Genomic DNA, 19,743 nt, shown 5'->3' with positions numbered 1-19,743 from the left:
CAATGAAAAAGTTAATAGAGACACTAAAGAACTGTTGGAGAGTGGAGGATTTGCGTCAGCGACTTCTCGTCACTCTTTTGTTTACGGCTATATACCGTTTTGGATCTTTTGTTGTATTACCAGGCATCGATCCAGCTAAACTTGACCAATTACAGTCGCAAACGGCGGGTGGCTTGATGTCACTGCTTGACATGTTCTCTGGTGGAGCATTTTCTAACGCATCTATATTTGCGCTTGGAATTATGCCTTATATCTCAGCTTCTATTGTTATGCAACTTCTTGCTGTCGCTGTACCTTATTTTCAAAAAATGCAGCGTGAAGGAGAAAGTGGCCGGAAAAAAATACAGTGGTATACTCGTATTCTTACAGTAGCTATTCTACTGTTTCAGGCTCCGAGTTATCTTATTAACTTGAAGATGCAAGCCAGTGGTGCTTTAGCCAGTGGTATTTCTTGGAGCGTATTTATGATCCCGGCAACAATTATCCTTGCAGCAGGAAGTATGTTCATTCTATGGTTGGGTGAGCGTATTACAGACAAAGGAGTTGGAAATGGCATATCTCTTATCATTATGCTTGGTATTATTGCTCGATTGCCACAGGCGTTCGTGCAAGAGATGACATCACGATTTACGGCTATTTCTGGTGGTGGACTTGTGATGTTTATCGTTGAGATACTCATCCTCTACGCTGTTGTGTGTGCCGCTATCCTTTTAGTTCAAGGAACAAGAAAGATCCCAGTGCAATATGCAAAGCGATTGGTAGGCAATAAGCAGTATGGTGGTGCTCGCCAGTATATCCCTCTAAAACTTTTCGCTGCAAATGTGATGCCCATTATCTTTGCTCAGGCTTTGATGTTTATTCCTTTGGCAATAGTTCAATATCAAGCGGAAGGAGCATCTTGGTGGGTTAGAGACATGATGAACAATAGAAGTTTGTTGTATAATGTCGTGTATGTTATCCTAATTGTGGCTTTTACATATTTTTATACAGCCATCACCCTAAATCCAACTCAGATGGCTGAAGATATGAAGCGTAATAATGGATTCATTCCGGGTGTTAAACCTGGAAAGGATACAGCAGATTACATTGATATTGTTATGTCGCGTATAACTTTGCCTGGTTCATTGTTCATAGCGTTTATAGCAGTTATGCCAGCTCTTGCGGGACTTTTGGATGTTCAAAGTGCATTTTCACAGTTCTTTGGTGGTACATCATTGCTGATCACTGTAGGTGTTGTCATCGACACTCTTCAGCAAATTGAGAGCTACCTCCTTATGCGTCACTATGACGGACTGTTAAATTCTGGTCGTACTCGGCAAGGGGGCACTGTTAGTGCCTATTAATTTCTCTTTTGGATGAAGACCTCTCTGAAGACAGAAGATGAAATTAACCTTATGTAAAGGCAAACCAGTTAGTAGGTGCTACAATAGCGGAGGTAGGACGATATATAAGGCCAGGTGTTACGACACTTCAACTTAACAGAATTGCTGAGCAGTATACTCGTGATCATGAAGCCGAGCCAACATGTAAGAATTTTCCAATCCATACGGAGGTTCTTTTCATGACTCCATTTACATATCTGTTAACAAGGTTACTAATTATGGAACTTGATGCAGTGGCATAATGCTTAAAGCAGGAATGTGTATAGCTAAAGTGACATTGGTGATGATGGGGTAGTACTCGCAAAGTTTTGATGCTTTCTAATAAGTGGGACATTGTAACACAATATAGCAAAACTATCTGCTCTTTTTGAGCACACAAAAGCAGTCAGAAAAGGTCGTGCTGAGATTTTATCAACGTTTGAGGAAAAAGAAAAACAAGAAGGAAATTAATATTTATGTCAAAACAGTCTGCAATAGAACAAGATGGTACAGTAATAGAAAATCTTTCCAATGCTATGTTCCGTGTTGAGCTTGAAAATGGAGTTCAAATAATCGCGAATATTTCTGGCAAGATGCGTTTACATTACATAAAAATTCTTCCCGGAGACAAGGTGAAGGTGGCTATGAGCCCCTATGATTTGACTAAGGGGAGAATAGAGTTCAGATACAAATAAAATAATTAATAGATAGCTTAAGGATATGAAGACAAGAGCATCAGTAAAGAAGCGTACACCTGACTGTAAGATTGTTCGTCGAAAAGGTCGTCTGTTCGTCATTAACAAGAAAAACCCTAAGTTCAAATTACGCCAGGGTTAATGTTAAAATTTAACAAAAAGGAACTAATTGCGACAATTAATTAGTAACTTTGTGTGATTTTTGACAAATTAAACATTTAATTTTTTTATTCAATCAACAAATGGCAATAAGAATTGTTGGAGTAGATTTGCCCCAAAACAAGTGTGGCGAAATCGCATTGACCTATATTTATGGTATAGGTCGAAGTAGTTCAGCAAAGATATTGGATCAAGCCGGCGTGAGCCGTGACCTTAAAGTCAGTGAATGGTCAGATGACCAAGCAGCTAAAATCCGTGAAATTATCAGCGCAGGCTACAAAGTAGAAGGTGATCTCCGTTCGGAGATACAAATGAGTATCAAGCGTTTGATGGACATAGGCTGCTATCGTGGCGTTCGTCATCGTAATGGTCTTCCCGTTCGCGGACAGAGCACAAAGAATAATGCTCGTACCCGTAAGGGTAGAAAGAAGACTGTTGCTAACAAGAAAAAGGCTACTAAGTAATTTATAGGAGGAAATTAATTATGGCAAAAACAAAAGCAACATCTAAAAAGAGAAACGTAAGAGTGGACGCAATGGGACAGCTTCATGTTCATAGTTCATTCAATAATATCATTGTATCACTTGCCAATAGTGAGGGTCAGGTTATTTCTTGGTCATCAGCTGGTAAGATGGGATTTCGTGGTTCCAAAAAGAATACTCCCTATGCAGCTCAGGTAGCGGCAGAGGACTGTGCCAAGGTAGCTTATGGTTTAGGCTTGCGTAAAGTGAAAGCTTATGTCAAAGGGCCAGGTAACGGTCGTGAAAGTGCTATTCGTGCCGTACATGGGGCAGGAATAGAGGTGACGGAGATTATTGATGTTACTCCACTTCCACACAACGGATGTCGTCCTCCGAAACGCCGTCGTGTATAGTAGTGTGTATTCAAAATACAATAGATTAAAATAATAAAATATTATGGCAAGATATATAGGTCCTAAATCTCGAATTTCACGCCGTTTCGGCGAACCCATTTTCGGTCCGGATAAGGTACTCGCTAAGCGTAATTTTCCTCCAGGGCAACATGGAAATGATCGTCGCCGCAAACAGTCTGAGTATGGTCTCCAGCTTGCGGAGAAACAAAAAGCAAAATACACTTATGGTGTATTAGAGCGTCAATTCCGCAACCTGTTTGTTAAGGCGGCTAAAAGTGGCGGCATTACAGGTGAAGTGCTTCTCCAACTTCTTGAGAGTCGTTTGGATAATGTTGTTTACCGCTTGGGCATTGCCCCAACTCGTGCTGCTGCGCGTCAGTTAGTTAATCACAAACACATCATCGTAGACGGGCAAGTTGTTCGAATTCCTTCATATTCCGTTAAGCCAGGTCAGGTTATTGGTGTTCGTGAGAAGTCAAAATCTCTCGAAGTCGTGAGTGAGGCTCTTGCGGGTTTCAATCATAGCAAGTATCCTTGGGTTGAGTGGGATGAGCATACCAAGAGTGGCAAATTTTTGCATATACCCGAGCGTGAGGATATCCCCGAGAATATAAAGGAACAATTAATCGTAGAGTTGTACTCTAAACAATAAATCATTAAATTAATGGCGATATTAGCATTTCAAAAACCTGATAAAGTTGTGATGCTGGAGGCAACAGAGTGTTTGGGAAAGTTTGAGTTCTCACCTCTTGAGCCAGGTTTTGGTGTTACCATTGGTAACGCCTTGCGCCGCATCCTCCTTTCATCCTTAGAAGGTTTTGCTATCAATACTGTGCGCATTGCAGGCGTTGAGCATGAATTTTCTTCTGTGCCGGGTGTAAAGGAAGATGTAACCAACATCATTTTGAATCTCAAACAAGTTCGATTCAAACAAGTAGTAGAAGAATTCGAGAACGAGAAAGTTAGTATCACCGTAGAGAATTCCACAGAATTCAAAGCAGGTGATATTGGTAAGTATCTGACTGGATTTGAAGTGTTAAATCCTGATTTGGTGATTTGTCATTTAGACTCCAAGGCATCTATGCAGATTGATCTCACTATCAACAAAGGTCGTGGATATGTTCTCGCAGATGAGAACCGTCAGTTCTGCACAGATGTAAATGTACTTCCCATTGATTCTATCTACACCCCTATCCGTAATGTGAAATATAAAATAGAGCCCACTCGTGTTGAGCAAAAAACCGATTACGATAAGCTTTGTTTAGAAGTCACTACGGATGGTTCCATACATCCTAAAGATGCTCTCAAAGAAGCAGCAAAGATACTTATTCATCACTTCATGTTGTTCTCTGACGAAAAGATTACATTAGAAAATCCAGATCAAGATGGCAACCAAGAGTTTGATGAAGAAGTGCTTCATATGCGTCAATTACTTAAGACTAAGTTGATTGATTTAAATCTTAGTGTTCGTGCGCTTAATTGTCTGAAAGCTGCCGATGTGGAAACACTTGGCGACCTTGTACAGTATAATAAGACCGATCTCTTGAAGTTCCGCAATTTTGGTAAGAAATCGCTCTCAGAGCTTGATGATTTGCTTGAGAGTCTGAATCTATCATTTGGAACTGATATTTCAAAATACAAATTGGACAAAGAATAAAATCGTATTTCATTTATGAGGCGTGACCTTTCATTGTGAATACGGATATGATTGTCCTCAACAAGTAACAAAAAAATGAGACATAACAAAAAATTTAATCATCTGGGCCGTACTGCATCTCATCGAGCCAGCATGCTTTCTAACATGGCATGCAGCTTGATCATGCACAAAAGAATCACTACGACCCTCGCTAAGGCTAAAGCTCTTAAAAAATATGTAGAGCCATTGATTACGCGTTCCAAAAACGATACAACAACAAGTCGTCGTGTAGTGTTCCGCTATTTGCAAGACAAGTATGCTGTTAAGGAACTCTTCGGAGCTGTATCCGAAAAAGTTGCGGATCGTCCTGGAGGCTATACTCGTGTTATCAAATTAGGCACTCGTTTGGGTGACGCCGCTGAGATGGCTTTCATCGAGCTTGTCGATTTTGACGAGAATATGGCCAAGACACCAAAGGCCGAGAAGAAGACACGTCGTAGTCGTCGTAGCAAGAAGTCTGCTGATAGCGAGAATGTTGTAGACACGGCTGCTATCGAAAATAAAACAGAGCCTGTTAAGACCAAGACTCCGAAACCTGAGGAAAAGCCTCAAACTACTACTTCGGATGCCGAAGAGCCAACGGCAAAAACTGCCGATAGCAAGGAGAAATAATCCGCAGGATAAGGATGCTTCCGGTATAGGCATTGTTTACAAATAAGATAACGATAGATTAGTTATAAAATCTCTCATATATAAAATCTCCAACTCATAAGAGTTGGAGATTTTTTTTAGTCATTAGTAAAAGGTTATCGCTTGGTTACGGCATTTCAATAGATACGATAATCTTTCTTTATATTTTGTAGACTTTCCTCTTGTTTTGTTTCTTTTTTACTCATAATGATCTTCATCGCAAAAGGCTTAGGTAGTATAAGATACGCCGTCTTTTCGCCTATGGATTTTTCTTGATACGGCTTTGCTTTATAAATGGATGTCACGCTGTAAACATTCTCTCCTTTCCTCTTTTTGCTGTCAAACTGTTCCCATATGTAATTGGCATATTGGCAACTGCTTAGATAGTAAGAATTTCCTAACTGCTGATACTCCACCTCTATGTCTATTTGCCAATCTTTGTACTTATGTCCGTAAAAAACATTAACTGTTGATCGTACAAAGGCATTTGTTCGGTTCTTCATGTTGTACTCCAATCCCATGGATCTTTTAGCTCTAAGTATTACATTCATTATCGTGTCTATACATAAAAAGCCCGAATCTTTCCATTCTTTTTTTGACTTGAATAGAATTTTCGCTACATTATCCCCTAATCCTTCTGTCAGCTCATCTATATAAAATATATGTTCTTTTACGAATTTCTCGTCCATATCAGAAACAAAATCATGATAAAGCGTATTTTTCAGATTGCTGTAATCACACCCTGCGGTTTGATCCTTAAAAGTTATGATGCTCTCCATGGGATGGATTTCAAATAATTCGTTCTTTCTTACCAGCCCTTTACTCGCAAAATGGTACAACATCGCATTACCGATATTCTGTGTCTCGTAGTAATACTTTTGCACTCCATCGTTCCTATATTTTGCTGCTTTCTGCTTGACAAAATTCTTCAGCATCGGCCTGATCCAAGCAGGCTCCCCTGCAAAATTCACCACGATCTCTGAGAGCGTTCGTGTCATCTGCTGCAGAAACAACGTGTCAGGTAGTGTCCTCACGCATACTTTCTGATAGTTAATATGTGATATTATAAGGCTGTCAAAAGTGAAATCCAAGCTCACGCGTCCCTGTTGGTCACTGAATGTGCTTTTCACTTTCCCTTGGCAAATTGTGTAGACACTGGCCCTGCTTACAGGAATGTCATTTATTTTATCCCACAGCACAAAAAGCCTCTGCGCGAATAAATGCGCAGATAAAAACAGGCAAACAATGATGATAGAAATTCTTTTATTCATTTTATTTATCAAATCACTTCTGTCCAAAACAATTTTCCTCAAAAGTCAATAGACCATTTATGGCATAGAGTTCCTTATCTCCAGCACTCGCTTGTAACATCGGTTCAAGTGCTCTATCCAATTCGTGGTGTAGATCATTCGCCTATACTAAGAATAGATAAGTGAAGTAGACTGCGTTGCGCTCATGCTTTAAGCGTTTGATACTCGGATAGCGACTGCCCCAACGTTTGGTAAAGATAGTCAATTTATCGTAACCATGCGCACATATGCAAGAAGAATCTTCCATTTCGAAGAGTTCATTGAGTTCTCGGCTCATCTGTAGCTTGTATTTATGACTCACTGCAACGAGCGCATTCCGCTTGAAATGATCCACACAGAACTGGTGTCGAGCAAAAGGAAAGGTCGAGCACACGGTGTTCTCTATTCCGGTATGTCAGAGAATTAATAATTTTGCTCATCAGAGAGCAATACCCAGACTCTCTTTAAGTCTCTTTGGAAATATTTCCAAAATTTGTAAATGTGTAAGGTCCTTTGTCTTTTATTTTTTTTAATAATTACAAAGATAAGACTTTAATGGGATCTTACACACTTTTTTTAGGACAGTATTGTTTTAAGAGAAAATGAAAAGCCCATAGGAGCAGCATGTTTCCTATGGGCTTGCTCGATTTATCCCAAATCAGTCGTTAGGATTTTCGATATTTGCAATATTCTTTTAGTCTATTTTCATTTAACTTCGAGGGCGTTTAGCGGGCTAAACAACCAAGAAGTTGGAGGAAAAGAGGCAAAAGAAGATGCAAAGATGAAGAATAGCATAGTGCAAATAAAGAAAGAGGGACATCTCGCGTCCTAATGACAGATTTGGGTTTATTGTCTGTCCCGACTTTATAGTTCCTCCGTTTCGGTCTGCCTTTAACAGCCTACGTTCAGCACGTCAGAGCACGAAGTCAAAGCCTATCTTCAAGTTCAGCGAGGGCATTATCTTGCCGTCGATATAATGCGTGGTGACATTAACTCCTACTGTCGGACCGTTTAATTCCTTCTCAATGCCTACCACGGCGGCGGCAGAGAATCCCTTAAAAGTGTCCCCTTCTATTTCATCCACCACCTTCTGTTTGGGGTTGCCAATGGTTTCTATGGAACCCCAGCCGCCAAGCAGCTGAGCAGTGGCACGCAGTCCGTCGGAGAGAGTGTGCGCATATCCAGGACCGATGCCAAACAAAATTGCATAGCGATCGTGCTGTATCTTTGCCGGTTCACTGGCATAGAAGCCGTCGTAGAGACCTCTGCTGAAACCGCCGTGAATGATTGTGCCGAGAAACCACTTATCATTGAGGATCAGACGACCGCCCAAATTGTAGTCCCAACCTATCTTTTTCGTCATCGATGGGAAATATTGCATTCCGCCGGTCAGGTCGATATGAATGATCTGAGCCTTCAGTTCGCTGCTGAAAAACACTGCCGCCGCAAACAGCAGCGACAGTCTTATCTTTCTTAATGATATGTGAGTAGTCATAACATCAATTCGGTCTGCGGCATGTGCCTACCGATTAGGATTATACTCTTGGGCTATTGTTTCGTATTCGAGCGGATTTATCTCCGCGTCTTTCAGCTTCTTGCAGAGCACCGGGTCGTCGCTCAGGTATTCTTGGAAACGCTCTTTCGCATCACGTTTGCTATGGCCGGTATTAAAAATTCCGTAAGGAACAGTTTCGCCTTTCTTCAGTGCAAAGTACATGATGTCGCCTCCCTTTACGCTTGTTATCTTCAGTACGCCGTTCGAAGGAATGGAATAATTGAAGCTGCAGCCATAAATTTTGAGATAGGGACCGCTCGTAAGCAATGCCATCCATAGTGGTTTGCGCACTTTTTTAGGATTTGTTAACTTGTGGGATGGCAGATACTGGAGAACGTGCTTTATGTCTGTGTGGGTCTTTTTCCAAACTACCAGCTCCTTGATGTTCTCACAATTAAGCACCGTCTTCTGTTTGTCGGCGGTCACGATGGTGAGTTTCTTAGTGTTGGCATTAGGCATCTCCACCCTGCCAGTGAGTACTTTGCCGTCGGTGGTGGTAATGCGTCCTTCCTCTTTGTCGGTGATGTCCTTCACAATACTGTAGATTTCGCAGCCGGAGAACATGAAAACGGTAACCAAGGCAAACAATAATAATGTTGATTTTTTCATAATTTCAAATGTTTATATATTGTTTTTATTCTTTCATTTTATCCCAAATCAGTCGTTAGGATTTTCTATGTTTGTAGGATCCTTTTAGCCTATTTTCGTTTAACCCAAATCACCACACATAGGCAACGCCTGCAGTGATGAGGGCGCGACCGAAGTCGCTAACGTAGTGATACTTCGCTTCGCCGAAGACTTTCAACGACTCGTTGATGTAGTATTCGCAGCCTGCACCTGCATTTAAGTATATTTTGCCTTCCGTTTCATCGGCATCGCTTGGGTCAGCTCCTGGTATTTTCAACAGGTCGGGATATTTTCCTTTCACATTCAAAATGGAATACCCCATGCCGGCAATGGGATAAACGCCCAGCTTCTTGGTGAGAGGGAAGACATAATGGAAGTCGGTTCCGAACTCGATAATGCTCAGGCTGTTGTTACGCAGGAAATAGTTGCCGTTGACATTTGCCCTGAATTGATCGCCAAAAAATTTCTGTATACTCAGTCCCACGCCTGCATTTGTGTAGTCGCTGCTAACTCCGAGGTTAGCCGTGGCACCAATAGAGAATGTTCCGAAGTCGACTTTCAGCTGGGCATTTGCCGGCATGTATGTCGAAAGAATTAACAGAGAGAATAATAAAAACTTCTTCATAATTTAGTAATTTAATAATTTAAGCATATAGAAAAATATAAATTTTGGTCACACAGATGACGAAAAAGGCATGTAAGTGGCGATTACTTTAAAATACAGACGCTTACACGCTGTTTGTCTATGTCGCCATTACCTTGATTCATAGTTTATAGTTTTATTCATGTAAAGGTAATTTTTTTTCTCTAAATAAGCAATACTTTTCTCCTTTTTTTTGAATAAAATCCAAAAATTATTTACTTTTGAGTGCGGCGAGAGGGAAGAGGGGGTTTTGAAAATTTGCTCGTTCGGTATATTAGCAAAAAGCTTTCAGGTCATAAACCTTACCTTTTGCCAGCAGTGAAGAGTAAAGAAATATCACAGGAAATTTGTGTTTTGAAAATTTGCGAAATAGAGAGGAATAAGGGCAAATTTTAGCTCTTGGATGGACGAATTTTAGCTCGCGCTTTCCAAAAAAATAGTTCTTAGGCTGCCAAAACTTGGTTCTTGCTTCCCGCGAGCATAGTCTTTGTCAACCATTAAACAACCATCAAGTGCAAATTTAAGAAATAGGTTCATAAAATATCTGTTTGGATGTTTTGAAGTATAACGTTTTATTTTTTTTTGCTTTTTTTATTTGCATTACCTCCCTCGTGACTTCGTAAACTCTATCTTGAGGCAATCTTCCTGTCATTTTGATGTGCGCCACATCGTGATGCATGTTTTTGTGATGCGAAAATAAACTGTTGAAAATAGCTGACAAACATGCCTTTAATTTTTGCGTATTTACAACTCGTTGGGTGAAAGCTCCCAAATATGCGATTTTTGTCAATGTTTAGTAAATTGCTGTTTTATAGATAAATATGAGTTTTTCGATGTAAAAGGGTGGATAAAAGAAAGAATTAATAGTGCCATTAGTGCTTATTCGCCATGCGTTTAGTGCCTACCCGTTGGACGATCAAGTCCGAAACGACGCCCCTTTACGGTCCAAACGCGGCGCCAATAGACTTTAATCGCAAAGCGCGCATGCTGTGATGATTGGTGCGGTCGCAAAAAATGGCCCGTCGTCTCATCATTCCGCTTCTAACAGGGCATGTGTCGACCCTCTTGTTTTTGTGATTTTTTCATGACACAAGAAAACGAGGCTCACTTCTTCTTGCAATAGTTCTGAATTGTATAAGCTTTTGGTTGTGCCTTTCCAGCCCATCAACATCACAGGGACTGCGACGGAGAGGAAAAGGGAAAAACGTTGGGATGACAAAATTAATCATTTTTATCAAAAGACATTTGGCGTAACCTATATTTTATAGTAGATTTGCGATATTAATCAAACCCCAAGACGAGCAATGGCACATTTCATTTCTAAAGACGTATTCCAACACTGGAAAGAAGGTTTGCAAAGCATTGTGCGGAGATTTCCGCTAACCCTGTTTTTCACCATTGCCTCATGCCTATCGCTGATGTACCTCAATCACGATTTGAGCAATGGCGGAGAGATGAAAGGCTTCGAATTCTTCCTCATGTTCTATCCACTCACGGCCACCGTTTTGTCTTTGACACTCCACCTATGGACGGAGAACATGTGTCAGCGGCTCAAAAAATGGGGATGGCAAGGTGCCATACATGCCATTTGGCTGGCTCTGTGTATCTATTGGGCCACTGAATACGAACTGTCCATCGGGCAAAGCATCGCCGCCGGCACATGCGTAGGCGCGATGCTCGTGGGCTGGTTCACACTGCCTTTCGCGCAACAAGCGAGCGACCGTCCAGCCATTAATTTCCTCATCAAGCTCATGGGAAGCGGCATCATCGCCGCTCTCACGTCCCTTGTTCTCTTCTTGGGTATCTTGTTACTGATACAGTCGTTTAAGTATCTGTTTAACATGGACATAGAGGAAACCCTCCATGTCGACACGGCTATCGTGTGTTTCACGCTGGTGGCTCCGTTGTTATTCATGTTCCAGTTGCCGAAAGGCGAACAGAAATACAATCAATACAACTGGCTGCAACACAAATTTGGCAACGGCATCATCCACCACCTGCTCATTCCGCTACACTTAGCTTACGTCATTACGCTTTATCTCTATGCCGGAAAGATACTCGTTATCTGGGAATTGCCCAACGGATGGGTTTCTACATTGGTTTCGGTGCTCATGTTACTCACCGTCATCATTCTGTTCTTGCTCTATCCTATTCACCAGCAAGACCAAGTAAAGCCGGTAGACCGTATGGCGGTTCGCTATCTTCCCATCATCGTACTGCCGTTACTGGTGCTGATGTCGGTAGGCATTGGCCGCCGTTTCTCCGACTATGGCGTGACGATACAGCGTCTGTACCTGCTGTTGTTCAACCTTTGGTGCTACGCTGTCTGCATAGGTCTCATTGCCTGCCGGTCGCGCAAGGTGATGTGGGTGGCATGGAGTTTTGTCGCCATCCTGTTGCTGGTGTCTGTGTTTCCGGTAAACGTATCAAGTTATACCCACAACCGTTTGCAAAAACAGGTACGCGAATTGTTGGCCAAGCACAACATGTCCAAGTTTCCGATAAGCTGTAAAACGTATACAACATTATTGAAACAGGTAGGATACCAACAAGCGAAAAGCCTTGCGGGTAAGCTGAACTACCTGAACAGCAGATACGGCAGACAAGCCATTGAGGACATCATCAACCCCGAGTATCTCCTCACCGACTATCAAGTAGAAAAGATGTACGGGCAGCCAATGGCAGGTAGCTCTTCGACATCCATACCCGAAAACAGGCTCATCAGCGACGAACACGAAGAAAAAATCCTGTTGCCCATTCCGCCGGGTTACCGTTATTTTCAGAACATCGATCAATATCCTCCGGGGAAAGACGTTAAAGTTGAGGGCGACAAACTACTTGTGACCATGAAATATCAACTGAATGGGAAAACACTGACAGACCATTACCAAATGAGTTTGACGGAGATTGAACGAAAGGTAAATGGCAAAGGTAAGTTCTGCATGACTGCCACCGGCAAACAGACACAGCTTGTCATCACTTACCTGTACCTATCCTATGGCGAAGACTTTGTCGACATGCAATGGCAAGGTACGGTCTTCGTGAAATAGCGCACGGCAATGGTCATGGAATGTGCCTAACCAAGTCAGCCTCAAGGATGCTTCCACGGGTGTGAGCGGCGCATCATGTTGTTGATTGAGGGTTCGCCAATATTGGATTCTAATGGGTAACATTACTAAGGAGTCTGGTAGAATTTTGAATCAAATTAAACCAGAAATATTCTGAGTAACTTATTCTAAGTAAACGTTTACACCATCATTGCGGCCCATGATGTAATCTGGCATTGACATGCCATCTCTGATAAAGTCAGTTGCTAATAGTGGTTTGTCGTTTTTTATTTCTGATAACTTAAAACTATCGCCTACTATAAGTTGGCTATTCTCTGAGGCAATAACAATTACTCTACGCGATCCTTGATTCTGTACTTTGATTTTGCGATTGGGATTCCACTGTATATACAATGTGTCACCTATCTTTGTTTTGGTCAAGACATCATCTATATTTGATAGAAAGCCTGATGTTTGTTTTGCAAGTGTTGATTGGAATTTTCTAAATGTATCCCAGTCTTTGTAACCAATAAAGTGCGCTAAGATAGTTAAAGTCTGCTGGCTTGGTTCATGGCTTGAGTTGATATATTTGTACAATCTCTTTATTGTTGATATACTTAAAGATTCATAGCCCTTACCCTCTTTACTTATTTGTAATGAAAGGTATTGGAAATCTGTTGGTGTCCTAAGTGTCCTACCTATTTTACGCTCAACTTCAGCGAGCAGAGTTGATATTAATTGTTGTTTATCCATATTCTTTACAAAAATACATAAAATAAATAGTTTACCATTCTTAAACTTATTATTTGAACCAACTTGAACCATAAATTATTGTTTGTGGAAGATTTTCTATCATATCTTTGCAAAGATGTTTTGAATAAACGAAATGAGGAATATCCACACTCTTTTCTTTGAAAATTATTGTTTGTTATACAAATATTATATATATTTGCAAATGAATAGTCACAAGAAGTGCTTGTGTTCCCGTTCGGATATCGATGTTCAAAAAGTAGAATCTGGTAAATTCAAACTAATAACATTGAACAAAGATATGTCTGGGCGAGTTCACACCTGCATAGGGTGTGGATTCCTCTTTCATGTTTTCTTTGTTATTGGGTTTTACCAGAGCCTTACTTTGAGAAAGTGTGGATTAGGGTCCACACCTCATTTATTATTCGGGCATAGCTGAAAATCATGATAGCATACTATTTAACTCTTTATTAATAATTATCATCAAATTAAAGCTATGAATGAACTGAGTTTGAAAAATGCCATTCAGAAGTATTTATCGTCTGGTAAAAAAATTAGCAAGAACGTTTATGTTGGTGACGCCATAACGTCAGAATTAATTGAAAAACATTGCAACCGTTATGCTGATGGTTGTAAAAACGAGCAACCTCTCCTTATCGTAAATGATAAGATTCCTGGGTCATTTAAAGGGTATGGCTGGTCTGGATTAATGATTACGGATAAGACTTTGTACTATAAATGTGTGAAGGATTCCTTCTTGAGTGGCTTGGTTGCCTTATCCGATAAAGGTTCTCTCCCATTATCAGAAGTGTCCTCACTGGCCATTGGCCATCATGATCATGCCTTCGGATCGGCCTATTTGGGGCATCAGCTCATTGTCAATGACCGAGTGGTGGGTTTGCTGCGTATGGGTGGCTCTATATTTTTTGATGAAACAGCTATCGAAGAGTTGGGGGCAATATTTCAATCTGCACTTGAAGGACAATAATCATTTTACCTATGAATAGAGTATCTATCCCAAATCACTGTGGTTTTTTCATTCTTGTCTTGTTGTCCGCTCTATTCTCTTCATGTGACGACGATAGACTGTCAGAGGCCATTCAAGGAACTTGGAACACACAATATAATTTAACCTCCAATGACCAGAGTGTTGATAGTGTAAATGAGACTTTGGTATTCAAAAAGGGAAATAATGATGACACATCCGGAACCTTGGTTGAAACTAAAAGATATATATCTAAAAATTACGAATATGGAGACGACACCTACGATTATGTTTTAGATTCTTATGTTGAGGGGAAATGGGAAATTATAGCAGGCGACCTATATGTCAGCTATGATGTCTCCACGCTTCGGGTCGCAGTCGAGGAAAAGAGCCTAAAAGTTCATTACTCTCCTTATGAAGTGCTCAGTAGTGATCTTTTAGATTTGGTGGCAGAAAAAAATGAGTTGGAAAAGCTAATTCAGAAAAGCTGTTACTCTGACATGTTCAATTATTATCACTGCAAGAAAGATGAATCCTATCAATATTCTGATCTGGAGATAAATGGTAATAGTATGTCTTTTAAAGACAGTGAACAGGAAGAATACCATTATTATAAACAAAACTAATAGCAATTAAAGGCTCTATTATTTAATTCTTATTCTAAAGAGTTCTGTCTTGATAGAACTATGCAATGTTACTTTCTTGATGGGGCTCTCATAATAGTTCAAGTGAGTCTTAAAAATATATACTGGAAACGTATGGTCGAAAATTTAAAACAATGCCCTTTTTGCGGTGAATATATCATAGAATCGGCGAAAAAGTGCAAGCATTGCAAGCAATGGCTTATACCTAAGCCAGGCGTTAGCCCAACAGTATCGGCGCAGAGGCCTGGGCCAACGCCTAAACCTAATGACACTGAGGACACTGAGCCAAGGGTTTTAAGTGAAGATATTAAGGGAATCGCGCAAATATCATTCTTCATAGCCATAACTGGCGCATTGCTCTATTCTTTAGCGGTTTGTCCTTACATCTCAAGAGATTTACATGGAGGGGGGAAGTTTAGATTCGTTTTCTTTGTGCTTTCCTTAATCCAATCAATCGGTATCAATGCGACGATAGCGTCAATTATAGAAGCGGTTGGCGCCGTAGGACTTTGGTACGGGGTCATGAAGCGTCTTGAGATAATCGGTCGCCCACAGACTGTTTTTGTTATTCTGTCCATAGCGCTATCCTTGTTTGGAATTATCGAAGATGTTGAAGTTGTGGATGTCTTGATACTAATCTTTAGCCTGATAGAAGTAGCCTTTAGTATCGTGCTGATTACTAAGTATGAAGGCAGTATCAAGAAAATTGGCATAGTGTTGCTGGCATCCATTGTGTTCGGTGTGACATCTTTAGTTATAGTTGCTTTTATGGTTGAAGACGAGGAAGTATATAAGTTCTTTTTCGCATTAATTTCATTCGGTTTTAGCTGGTTGCAATATAAATATATGCGGGACGCTATTAAATATGAAACATATTAATCCTAATCAAAATAATTTAATTATGAAAAAACTAAGTATTCTGTCAATTGCAATTATTGCATCGCTAACAATTGTCTCATGTAATTCTAAGAAGACTAATTCTGCCAAAGGGGTTGACACTGTCCAATCCTCTGCCGAAACGGAAGCACAGTCGGCTGGGATAGCTGGTATCTATACTTCCACAGGGGATTTTGAAGGCTGGCACTGTGTGCTGGATGAAGATGGAACCGGTATGGAGTCTGCCGTCTATAGTAATGGGGATCAAGAGATTGATATTCCATTTAAGTGGAAAATATCAGATGGTAAGATAATCTTTACTTTCGATACCGACGGCGCCTCTGTAACCAATCAAGACGCAAAGTATGAGGAAATTGTCAATGCTGCTATGCAAGGTTATTCGGAGCCAAGAGAATGTAATATTAAGGTGGAAGGCAAAAATGTGACGATAGATGGTGAAGGTATCTATCCTACCTACGAACTGAATGTCTTGGGAGACGAGTAAGCTGTCTTCAAAATCCATAATCACGCTTCAGTACTTCCTGCCTACAATAAAACGATGTAGGGCGGGAGTCTGAGGCTTATACGAATTATATAGAATATGGAAGAAACAAAAATTTGTCCATACTGTGGCTCTGAAATTCTGGCAACAGCTAAAAAATGCAAGCATTGTGGAAACTGGCTTGAGAAGAAGTGCCCTGCCTGCGACGAATGGGTTAACATTGATGCGAAAAAATGCAAGCATTGCGGAACTTGGTTTAGTTACAAAGACAGGAAAGCCTACGACATAAAGACTGGCGCCCTCGCCCCTCAGCCTGCTTCTGTTCCTGCAGATAATGATGACGAAGGCAATGAGACTTTAGAAGAAGTTGTTGAAGGCTATTCTTCCATAACGGGCTGTTTGTTGTCGGCCGAATCCTTGCTGTTAGGCGGTTTGTTATGGTACGTCTATGATTGGAAATGGTGGCAAGCTCTGATAGCTTACTTTATATTTACGATGCTGATGAGTTTTCAGATACTTAGAATCGTTTATTGTCTGGGCGCTATCGCCACATGGTTTTGTATTGGCTATGCAGTTTATGACATGACAGGTGGACTTGTTGCCGGCGTCGTTGCCTTGTTATTCCATTTACCGGCGTTCCACAGTAAATTTGACGAATTATGAACAGTACCAAAAGATGTCCCTATTGCGGAGAGGAAATTCTTGCGACAGCTAAAAAATGCAAGCATTGTGGAGAATGGCTGATTAAGGATGTTGTCATATCTCAGCCAAACCCTAACACAGAACCAGTAACACCTGAGCCGGTGTATGAAGATGCAGATTCTGATGAAATGGATCCTGAGGTGAAGAATATGATTACCAGTTTCTTTGCAAAAGCATTCTGGATAGTTGTTTTTTTAATCATTGCACATTTTACAATACCTAATGAGGTTAGACTCTATAACAAAGTTTTAGACGGAGTTCATGAAGCTGTACAAGACGAGGTTGCCTCCTGGGGCGATTTACTCATTCCAGGGTTAGGAACATTAGGCGCCATGGCATTAGATACAGAAACGATTAATGAAGGTATAGATAAAACCTTCAATCAATATAATACCATTAACATAGAGAAGCATTGGTTCTGGAATACGGTCTCTATAGTGAATAATCAACATCCCGATGGTATTGATGTCGGTTTTGGCGTATTAGGAATGACTTTCGCAAGTGTAGATTGGGATGACTTCATGCTCACAAAGGATGGAGGAAAGGAGTTCTATGACAAACTATTAAATAATTAACAATTCTAAATAAATACTTTCAAAATGAATGATAAGACTAAGACATGTCCCTATTGTGGTGAAGAAATAAAAGCCGTCGCCAAGAAATGTAGATATTGCGGAGAATGGCTTACGGAGAAAGCGGAAAAGGAAGAACCGGTAAAGATGATACCCTGTCCGGCTTGTTCTGAACTTATTCCGGAGAATACAACGGTCTGTCCACATTGCAACGAACCCTTGCAGAATGGCACGAGCATCCCTCACGAGAGGGAAGAACAGCAAGGACAACCATCGCCTGTCACCAAGTCTACCCCAATTGTCATGGACGAACATGAGGGTACAGAGAGAAATGTCACGACATCCACTTCACAGCCGACACCTGTCACCGGCACTCTTCTTTCACCTGATGATACGAACAATACCGATGATGATACAGATCTTAATGATGACATCAAGGAAGGATATTTCAACAACTACTTTGTTAAGCAGTTCATAGGGAAGTATCTTGATTTCAGCTCTACCATAGGTCGTGAGCGTTTCTGGTTAGCGTACTTATACTACATGCTCGTATTGATAGGGGCTGTTGCAGTAGATATAATCTTAGGTGATTGGTTCTTCGTCATCACAAGTATGGTTTCATTAGTACTTGCTATCCCGTCAATCGCTTTGCAGGTTCGCAGATTGCACTCTATCAACAAGAGTGGGTGGTGGATCTTGATAAGTGTCATTCCGGTGATTGGAGCGATATGGCTTCTCGTCCTATATTGTAAGAAAGAAGAAATAACGAATGAAGAAGACCGAAATTTCGTGGTACGATCCGATACAGATCTCATTTTTTGGATAGTCATGGCAATATTAATTTTCTCTAGTGCTTTAAGAATAGGAGTTATGATTTCCAGCAACGGAACAACGCCATTGGATAACATGACTACAGCCCCAAATAATACAGAAGCATCAGATTCCCTTGCATTAGTAGATTCCGTTGCCGTTTCTGATGACACATATGACATGGGTGCATCTGATATGAAAGATGATGTTAAGCGAGCAGTATTGGAAATGTATAAGACTGCTTTCAATTCTCTTGACCAAGATGTAACCATCAACGCTTATAGTACCGATATTCTGAAGGAGCTTTGGAACAAAGTAATGGAGTACGATAAGATCTACCATCAACACGAGTCTGGCTTCATCGATTCTGATCTTTTCATGCAAGCTCAAGACTATTCCTACGATATACGAGCGGAAGTGGAAAACGTAGATCTAAGTCAAGACTCTAATGGTGATAACGTCGCACATGTTCGAGTAAAAATTATTGATCCGCCATTTAAATCTCATCCTGTTCGAATAGCTCATGTCACCATGAGACAGGAAAATTCTGACTGGAAAATGGACGACATCGGAACAGAGGGAATGCCATCGCTTAAAGCCAGTTTACGTCAATACCTAATTGATGACCCGGACATGGCTGAGTAAGGGACGGATGAGCCAAAAAGACATATCTCGATATAATGCCAATTAGGGTCAAATATTTGATATCAATTAACAGAATATTTCTCATTTGTAACTATTCAGCGATAGTAAAAACCACTTTACCTCTATCTTTTATTTCCCGCAAAACATCCCTCAATAACCTTTTAAAAAAAGCGGTATATATTCTTGCATATTAGATATATTTTCGCACCTTTATACTTGTCAAAGAGTAAGTTGCGGACTTGTCGAAAGTGTTGCAAGACATGATGGAAGAGATACGGATTATGTGTATTATCTCAGTCAGCAGTGTACTGAGATAGCAAGACTATATCGTAACACAGAATCCTTAAACCAGCAAATACGCAAGAAAAATGTAAGCATCCAACATTATTTCACGCGTTTAGGCTAAAAAGAAGGTGTAGGCAAATATAGGATTTTAATTTCCCAATAGAATACCCGAACGCTTTTTTCTTTGGCGTTTCCGTGTAAACTTTTTGAGTAGCAGCACACTTCTTATTGGAATTAGCGCATTGTACAAAAGGTACGCCTTTTCTATTTGCGTCACCCTAAGTCACCCTACAAAATGATATAACTAACTGATTTTCAATGTGTGCTATATGACAGCACAGTAAAATGATAAAGTCAGGTGATGTGCACCACATCGTGAAGCATGTTTTCATGACG

Annotated in this window: 22 protein-coding genes; 16 read left to right on the top strand and 6 right to left on the bottom strand. The window is 40.6% G+C overall.

Features of this window, described 5'->3' with window-relative positions:
• Positions 1-2 precede the first annotated feature (2 nt).
• The 8 genes from secY (at position 3) to rplQ (ending at position 5,397) form a co-directional block, all read left to right on the top strand.
• A complete protein-coding gene (gene secY, locus C7379_RS09010) occupies positions 3-1,343 on the top strand; it encodes a preprotein translocase subunit SecY (protein ID WP_116617026.1) in 1,341 nt (446 codons plus the stop codon).
• A gap of 494 nt (positions 1,344-1,837) precedes the next feature.
• Positions 1,838-2,056 (top strand): translation initiation factor IF-1, encoded by a 219-nt coding sequence (gene infA, locus C7379_RS09000; protein ID WP_036893625.1) that lies wholly within the window; start codon positions 1,838-1,840, stop codon positions 2,054-2,056.
• A gap of 25 nt (positions 2,057-2,081) precedes the next feature.
• Entirely contained in the window at positions 2,082-2,198 is a 117-nt protein-coding gene (gene rpmJ, locus C7379_RS08995; RefSeq protein ID WP_116617025.1) for a 50S ribosomal protein L36, read from the top strand.
• Positions 2,199-2,298: 100 nt separating this feature from the next.
• Positions 2,299-2,679 (top strand): 30S ribosomal protein S13, encoded by a 381-nt coding sequence (gene rpsM / locus C7379_RS08990; protein WP_116617024.1) that lies wholly within the window; start codon positions 2,299-2,301, stop codon positions 2,677-2,679.
• A gap of 20 nt (positions 2,680-2,699) precedes the next feature.
• On the top strand, positions 2,700-3,089 hold the full coding sequence (gene rpsK, locus C7379_RS08985) for a 30S ribosomal protein S11 (protein ID WP_036893627.1): 390 nt from the start codon (positions 2,700-2,702) through the stop codon (positions 3,087-3,089).
• Between the two features lie 43 nt (positions 3,090-3,132).
• A complete protein-coding gene (rpsD, locus tag C7379_RS08980) occupies positions 3,133-3,741 on the top strand; it encodes a 30S ribosomal protein S4 (protein ID WP_116617023.1) in 609 nt (202 codons plus the stop codon).
• A gap of 12 nt (positions 3,742-3,753) precedes the next feature.
• Positions 3,754-4,746 carry a DNA-directed RNA polymerase subunit alpha gene (locus tag C7379_RS08975; RefSeq protein WP_116617022.1) on the top strand — a complete coding sequence of 331 codons (993 nt, stop codon included), beginning with the start codon at positions 3,754-3,756 and terminating at the stop codon, positions 4,744-4,746.
• Between the two features lie 75 nt (positions 4,747-4,821).
• Complete coding sequence (gene rplQ / locus C7379_RS08970) at positions 4,822-5,397, top strand: 50S ribosomal protein L17 (RefSeq protein WP_116617021.1); 576 nt, start codon at positions 4,822-4,824, stop codon at positions 5,395-5,397.
• Positions 5,398-5,552: 155 nt separating this feature from the next.
• On the opposite strand, the gene C7379_RS08965 is transcribed toward rplQ, so the two are convergent.
• From C7379_RS08965 to C7379_RS08945, 5 genes are all read right to left on the bottom strand, one after another.
• Positions 5,553-6,686, bottom strand: a complete 1,134-nt coding sequence (locus C7379_RS08965) for a hypothetical protein (RefSeq protein ID WP_116617020.1) — start codon at positions 6,684-6,686, stop codon at positions 5,553-5,555.
• A 142-nt stretch (positions 6,687-6,828) separates the two neighbouring features.
• A complete protein-coding gene (locus tag C7379_RS13210) occupies positions 6,829-7,110 on the bottom strand; it encodes a transposase (protein WP_116617019.1) in 282 nt (93 codons plus the stop codon).
• 507 nt (positions 7,111-7,617) lie between these two features.
• On the bottom strand, positions 7,618-8,199 hold the full coding sequence (locus C7379_RS08955) for a hypothetical protein (protein WP_133241886.1): 582 nt from the start codon (positions 8,197-8,199) through the stop codon (positions 7,618-7,620).
• Between the two features lie 27 nt (positions 8,200-8,226).
• Complete coding sequence (locus tag C7379_RS08950; RefSeq protein WP_133241885.1) at positions 8,227-8,868, bottom strand: hypothetical protein; 642 nt, start codon at positions 8,866-8,868, stop codon at positions 8,227-8,229.
• 109 nt (positions 8,869-8,977) lie between these two features.
• The gene (locus C7379_RS08945; protein WP_116617016.1) at positions 8,978-9,511 is read right to left on the bottom strand and encodes an outer membrane beta-barrel protein; all 534 of its coding nucleotides are present in this window, start codon (positions 9,509-9,511) and stop codon (positions 8,978-8,980) included.
• 1,322 nt (positions 9,512-10,833) lie between these two features.
• On the opposite strand from C7379_RS08945, the gene C7379_RS08940 reads away from it, so the two are divergent.
• Positions 10,834-12,579: a DUF4153 domain-containing protein gene (locus C7379_RS08940; protein ID WP_116617015.1), complete on the top strand. Its 1,746-nt coding sequence runs from the start codon at positions 10,834-10,836 to the stop codon at positions 12,577-12,579.
• Positions 12,580-12,759: 180 nt separating this feature from the next.
• Here C7379_RS08940 and C7379_RS08935 read toward each other — a convergent pair whose 3' ends face one another.
• Positions 12,760-13,401, bottom strand: coding sequence for a hypothetical protein (locus tag C7379_RS08935; protein ID WP_165815051.1), 642 nt, complete (start codon positions 13,399-13,401; stop codon positions 12,760-12,762).
• A 421-nt stretch (positions 13,402-13,822) separates the two neighbouring features.
• Between C7379_RS08935 and C7379_RS08930 the strand changes: the two genes are divergently transcribed.
• The 7 genes from C7379_RS08930 (at position 13,823) to C7379_RS08900 (ending at position 19,062) form a co-directional block, all read left to right on the top strand.
• Entirely contained in the window at positions 13,823-14,314 is a 492-nt protein-coding gene (locus tag C7379_RS08930) for a hypothetical protein (protein WP_116617013.1), read from the top strand.
• Between the two features lie 11 nt (positions 14,315-14,325).
• The gene (locus C7379_RS08925) at positions 14,326-14,937 is read left to right on the top strand and encodes a hypothetical protein (protein WP_116617012.1); all 612 of its coding nucleotides are present in this window, start codon (positions 14,326-14,328) and stop codon (positions 14,935-14,937) included.
• A 132-nt stretch (positions 14,938-15,069) separates the two neighbouring features.
• Positions 15,070-15,834, top strand: coding sequence for a hypothetical protein (locus C7379_RS08920; protein WP_133241884.1), 765 nt, complete (start codon positions 15,070-15,072; stop codon positions 15,832-15,834).
• Positions 15,821-16,336 (top strand): hypothetical protein, encoded by a 516-nt coding sequence (locus tag C7379_RS08915; RefSeq protein ID WP_116617010.1) that lies wholly within the window; start codon positions 15,821-15,823, stop codon positions 16,334-16,336. Before C7379_RS08920 ends, C7379_RS08915 begins: the two co-directional genes overlap by 14 nt.
• A gap of 96 nt (positions 16,337-16,432) precedes the next feature.
• Positions 16,433-16,996, top strand: a complete 564-nt coding sequence (locus tag C7379_RS08910; protein WP_116617009.1) for a zinc ribbon domain-containing protein — start codon at positions 16,433-16,435, stop codon at positions 16,994-16,996.
• Positions 16,993-17,610, top strand: a complete 618-nt coding sequence (locus tag C7379_RS12975; RefSeq protein ID WP_243406763.1) for a zinc ribbon domain-containing protein — start codon at positions 16,993-16,995, stop codon at positions 17,608-17,610. The genes C7379_RS08910 and C7379_RS12975 overlap by 4 nt, the downstream gene beginning before the upstream one ends.
• A 24-nt stretch (positions 17,611-17,634) precedes the next feature.
• Complete coding sequence (locus tag C7379_RS08900) at positions 17,635-19,062, top strand: DUF805 domain-containing protein (RefSeq protein ID WP_116617008.1); 1,428 nt, start codon at positions 17,635-17,637, stop codon at positions 19,060-19,062.
• The last annotated feature ends 681 nt before the right edge of the window (positions 19,063-19,743 follow it).

Origin of the sequence: Hallella colorans (assembly GCF_003096815.1) — a bacterium.
Classification (GTDB): Bacteria; Bacteroidota; Bacteroidia; order Bacteroidales; family Bacteroidaceae; genus Prevotella; species Prevotella colorans.
This window is presented reverse-complemented; position numbering and strand designations above follow the sequence as displayed.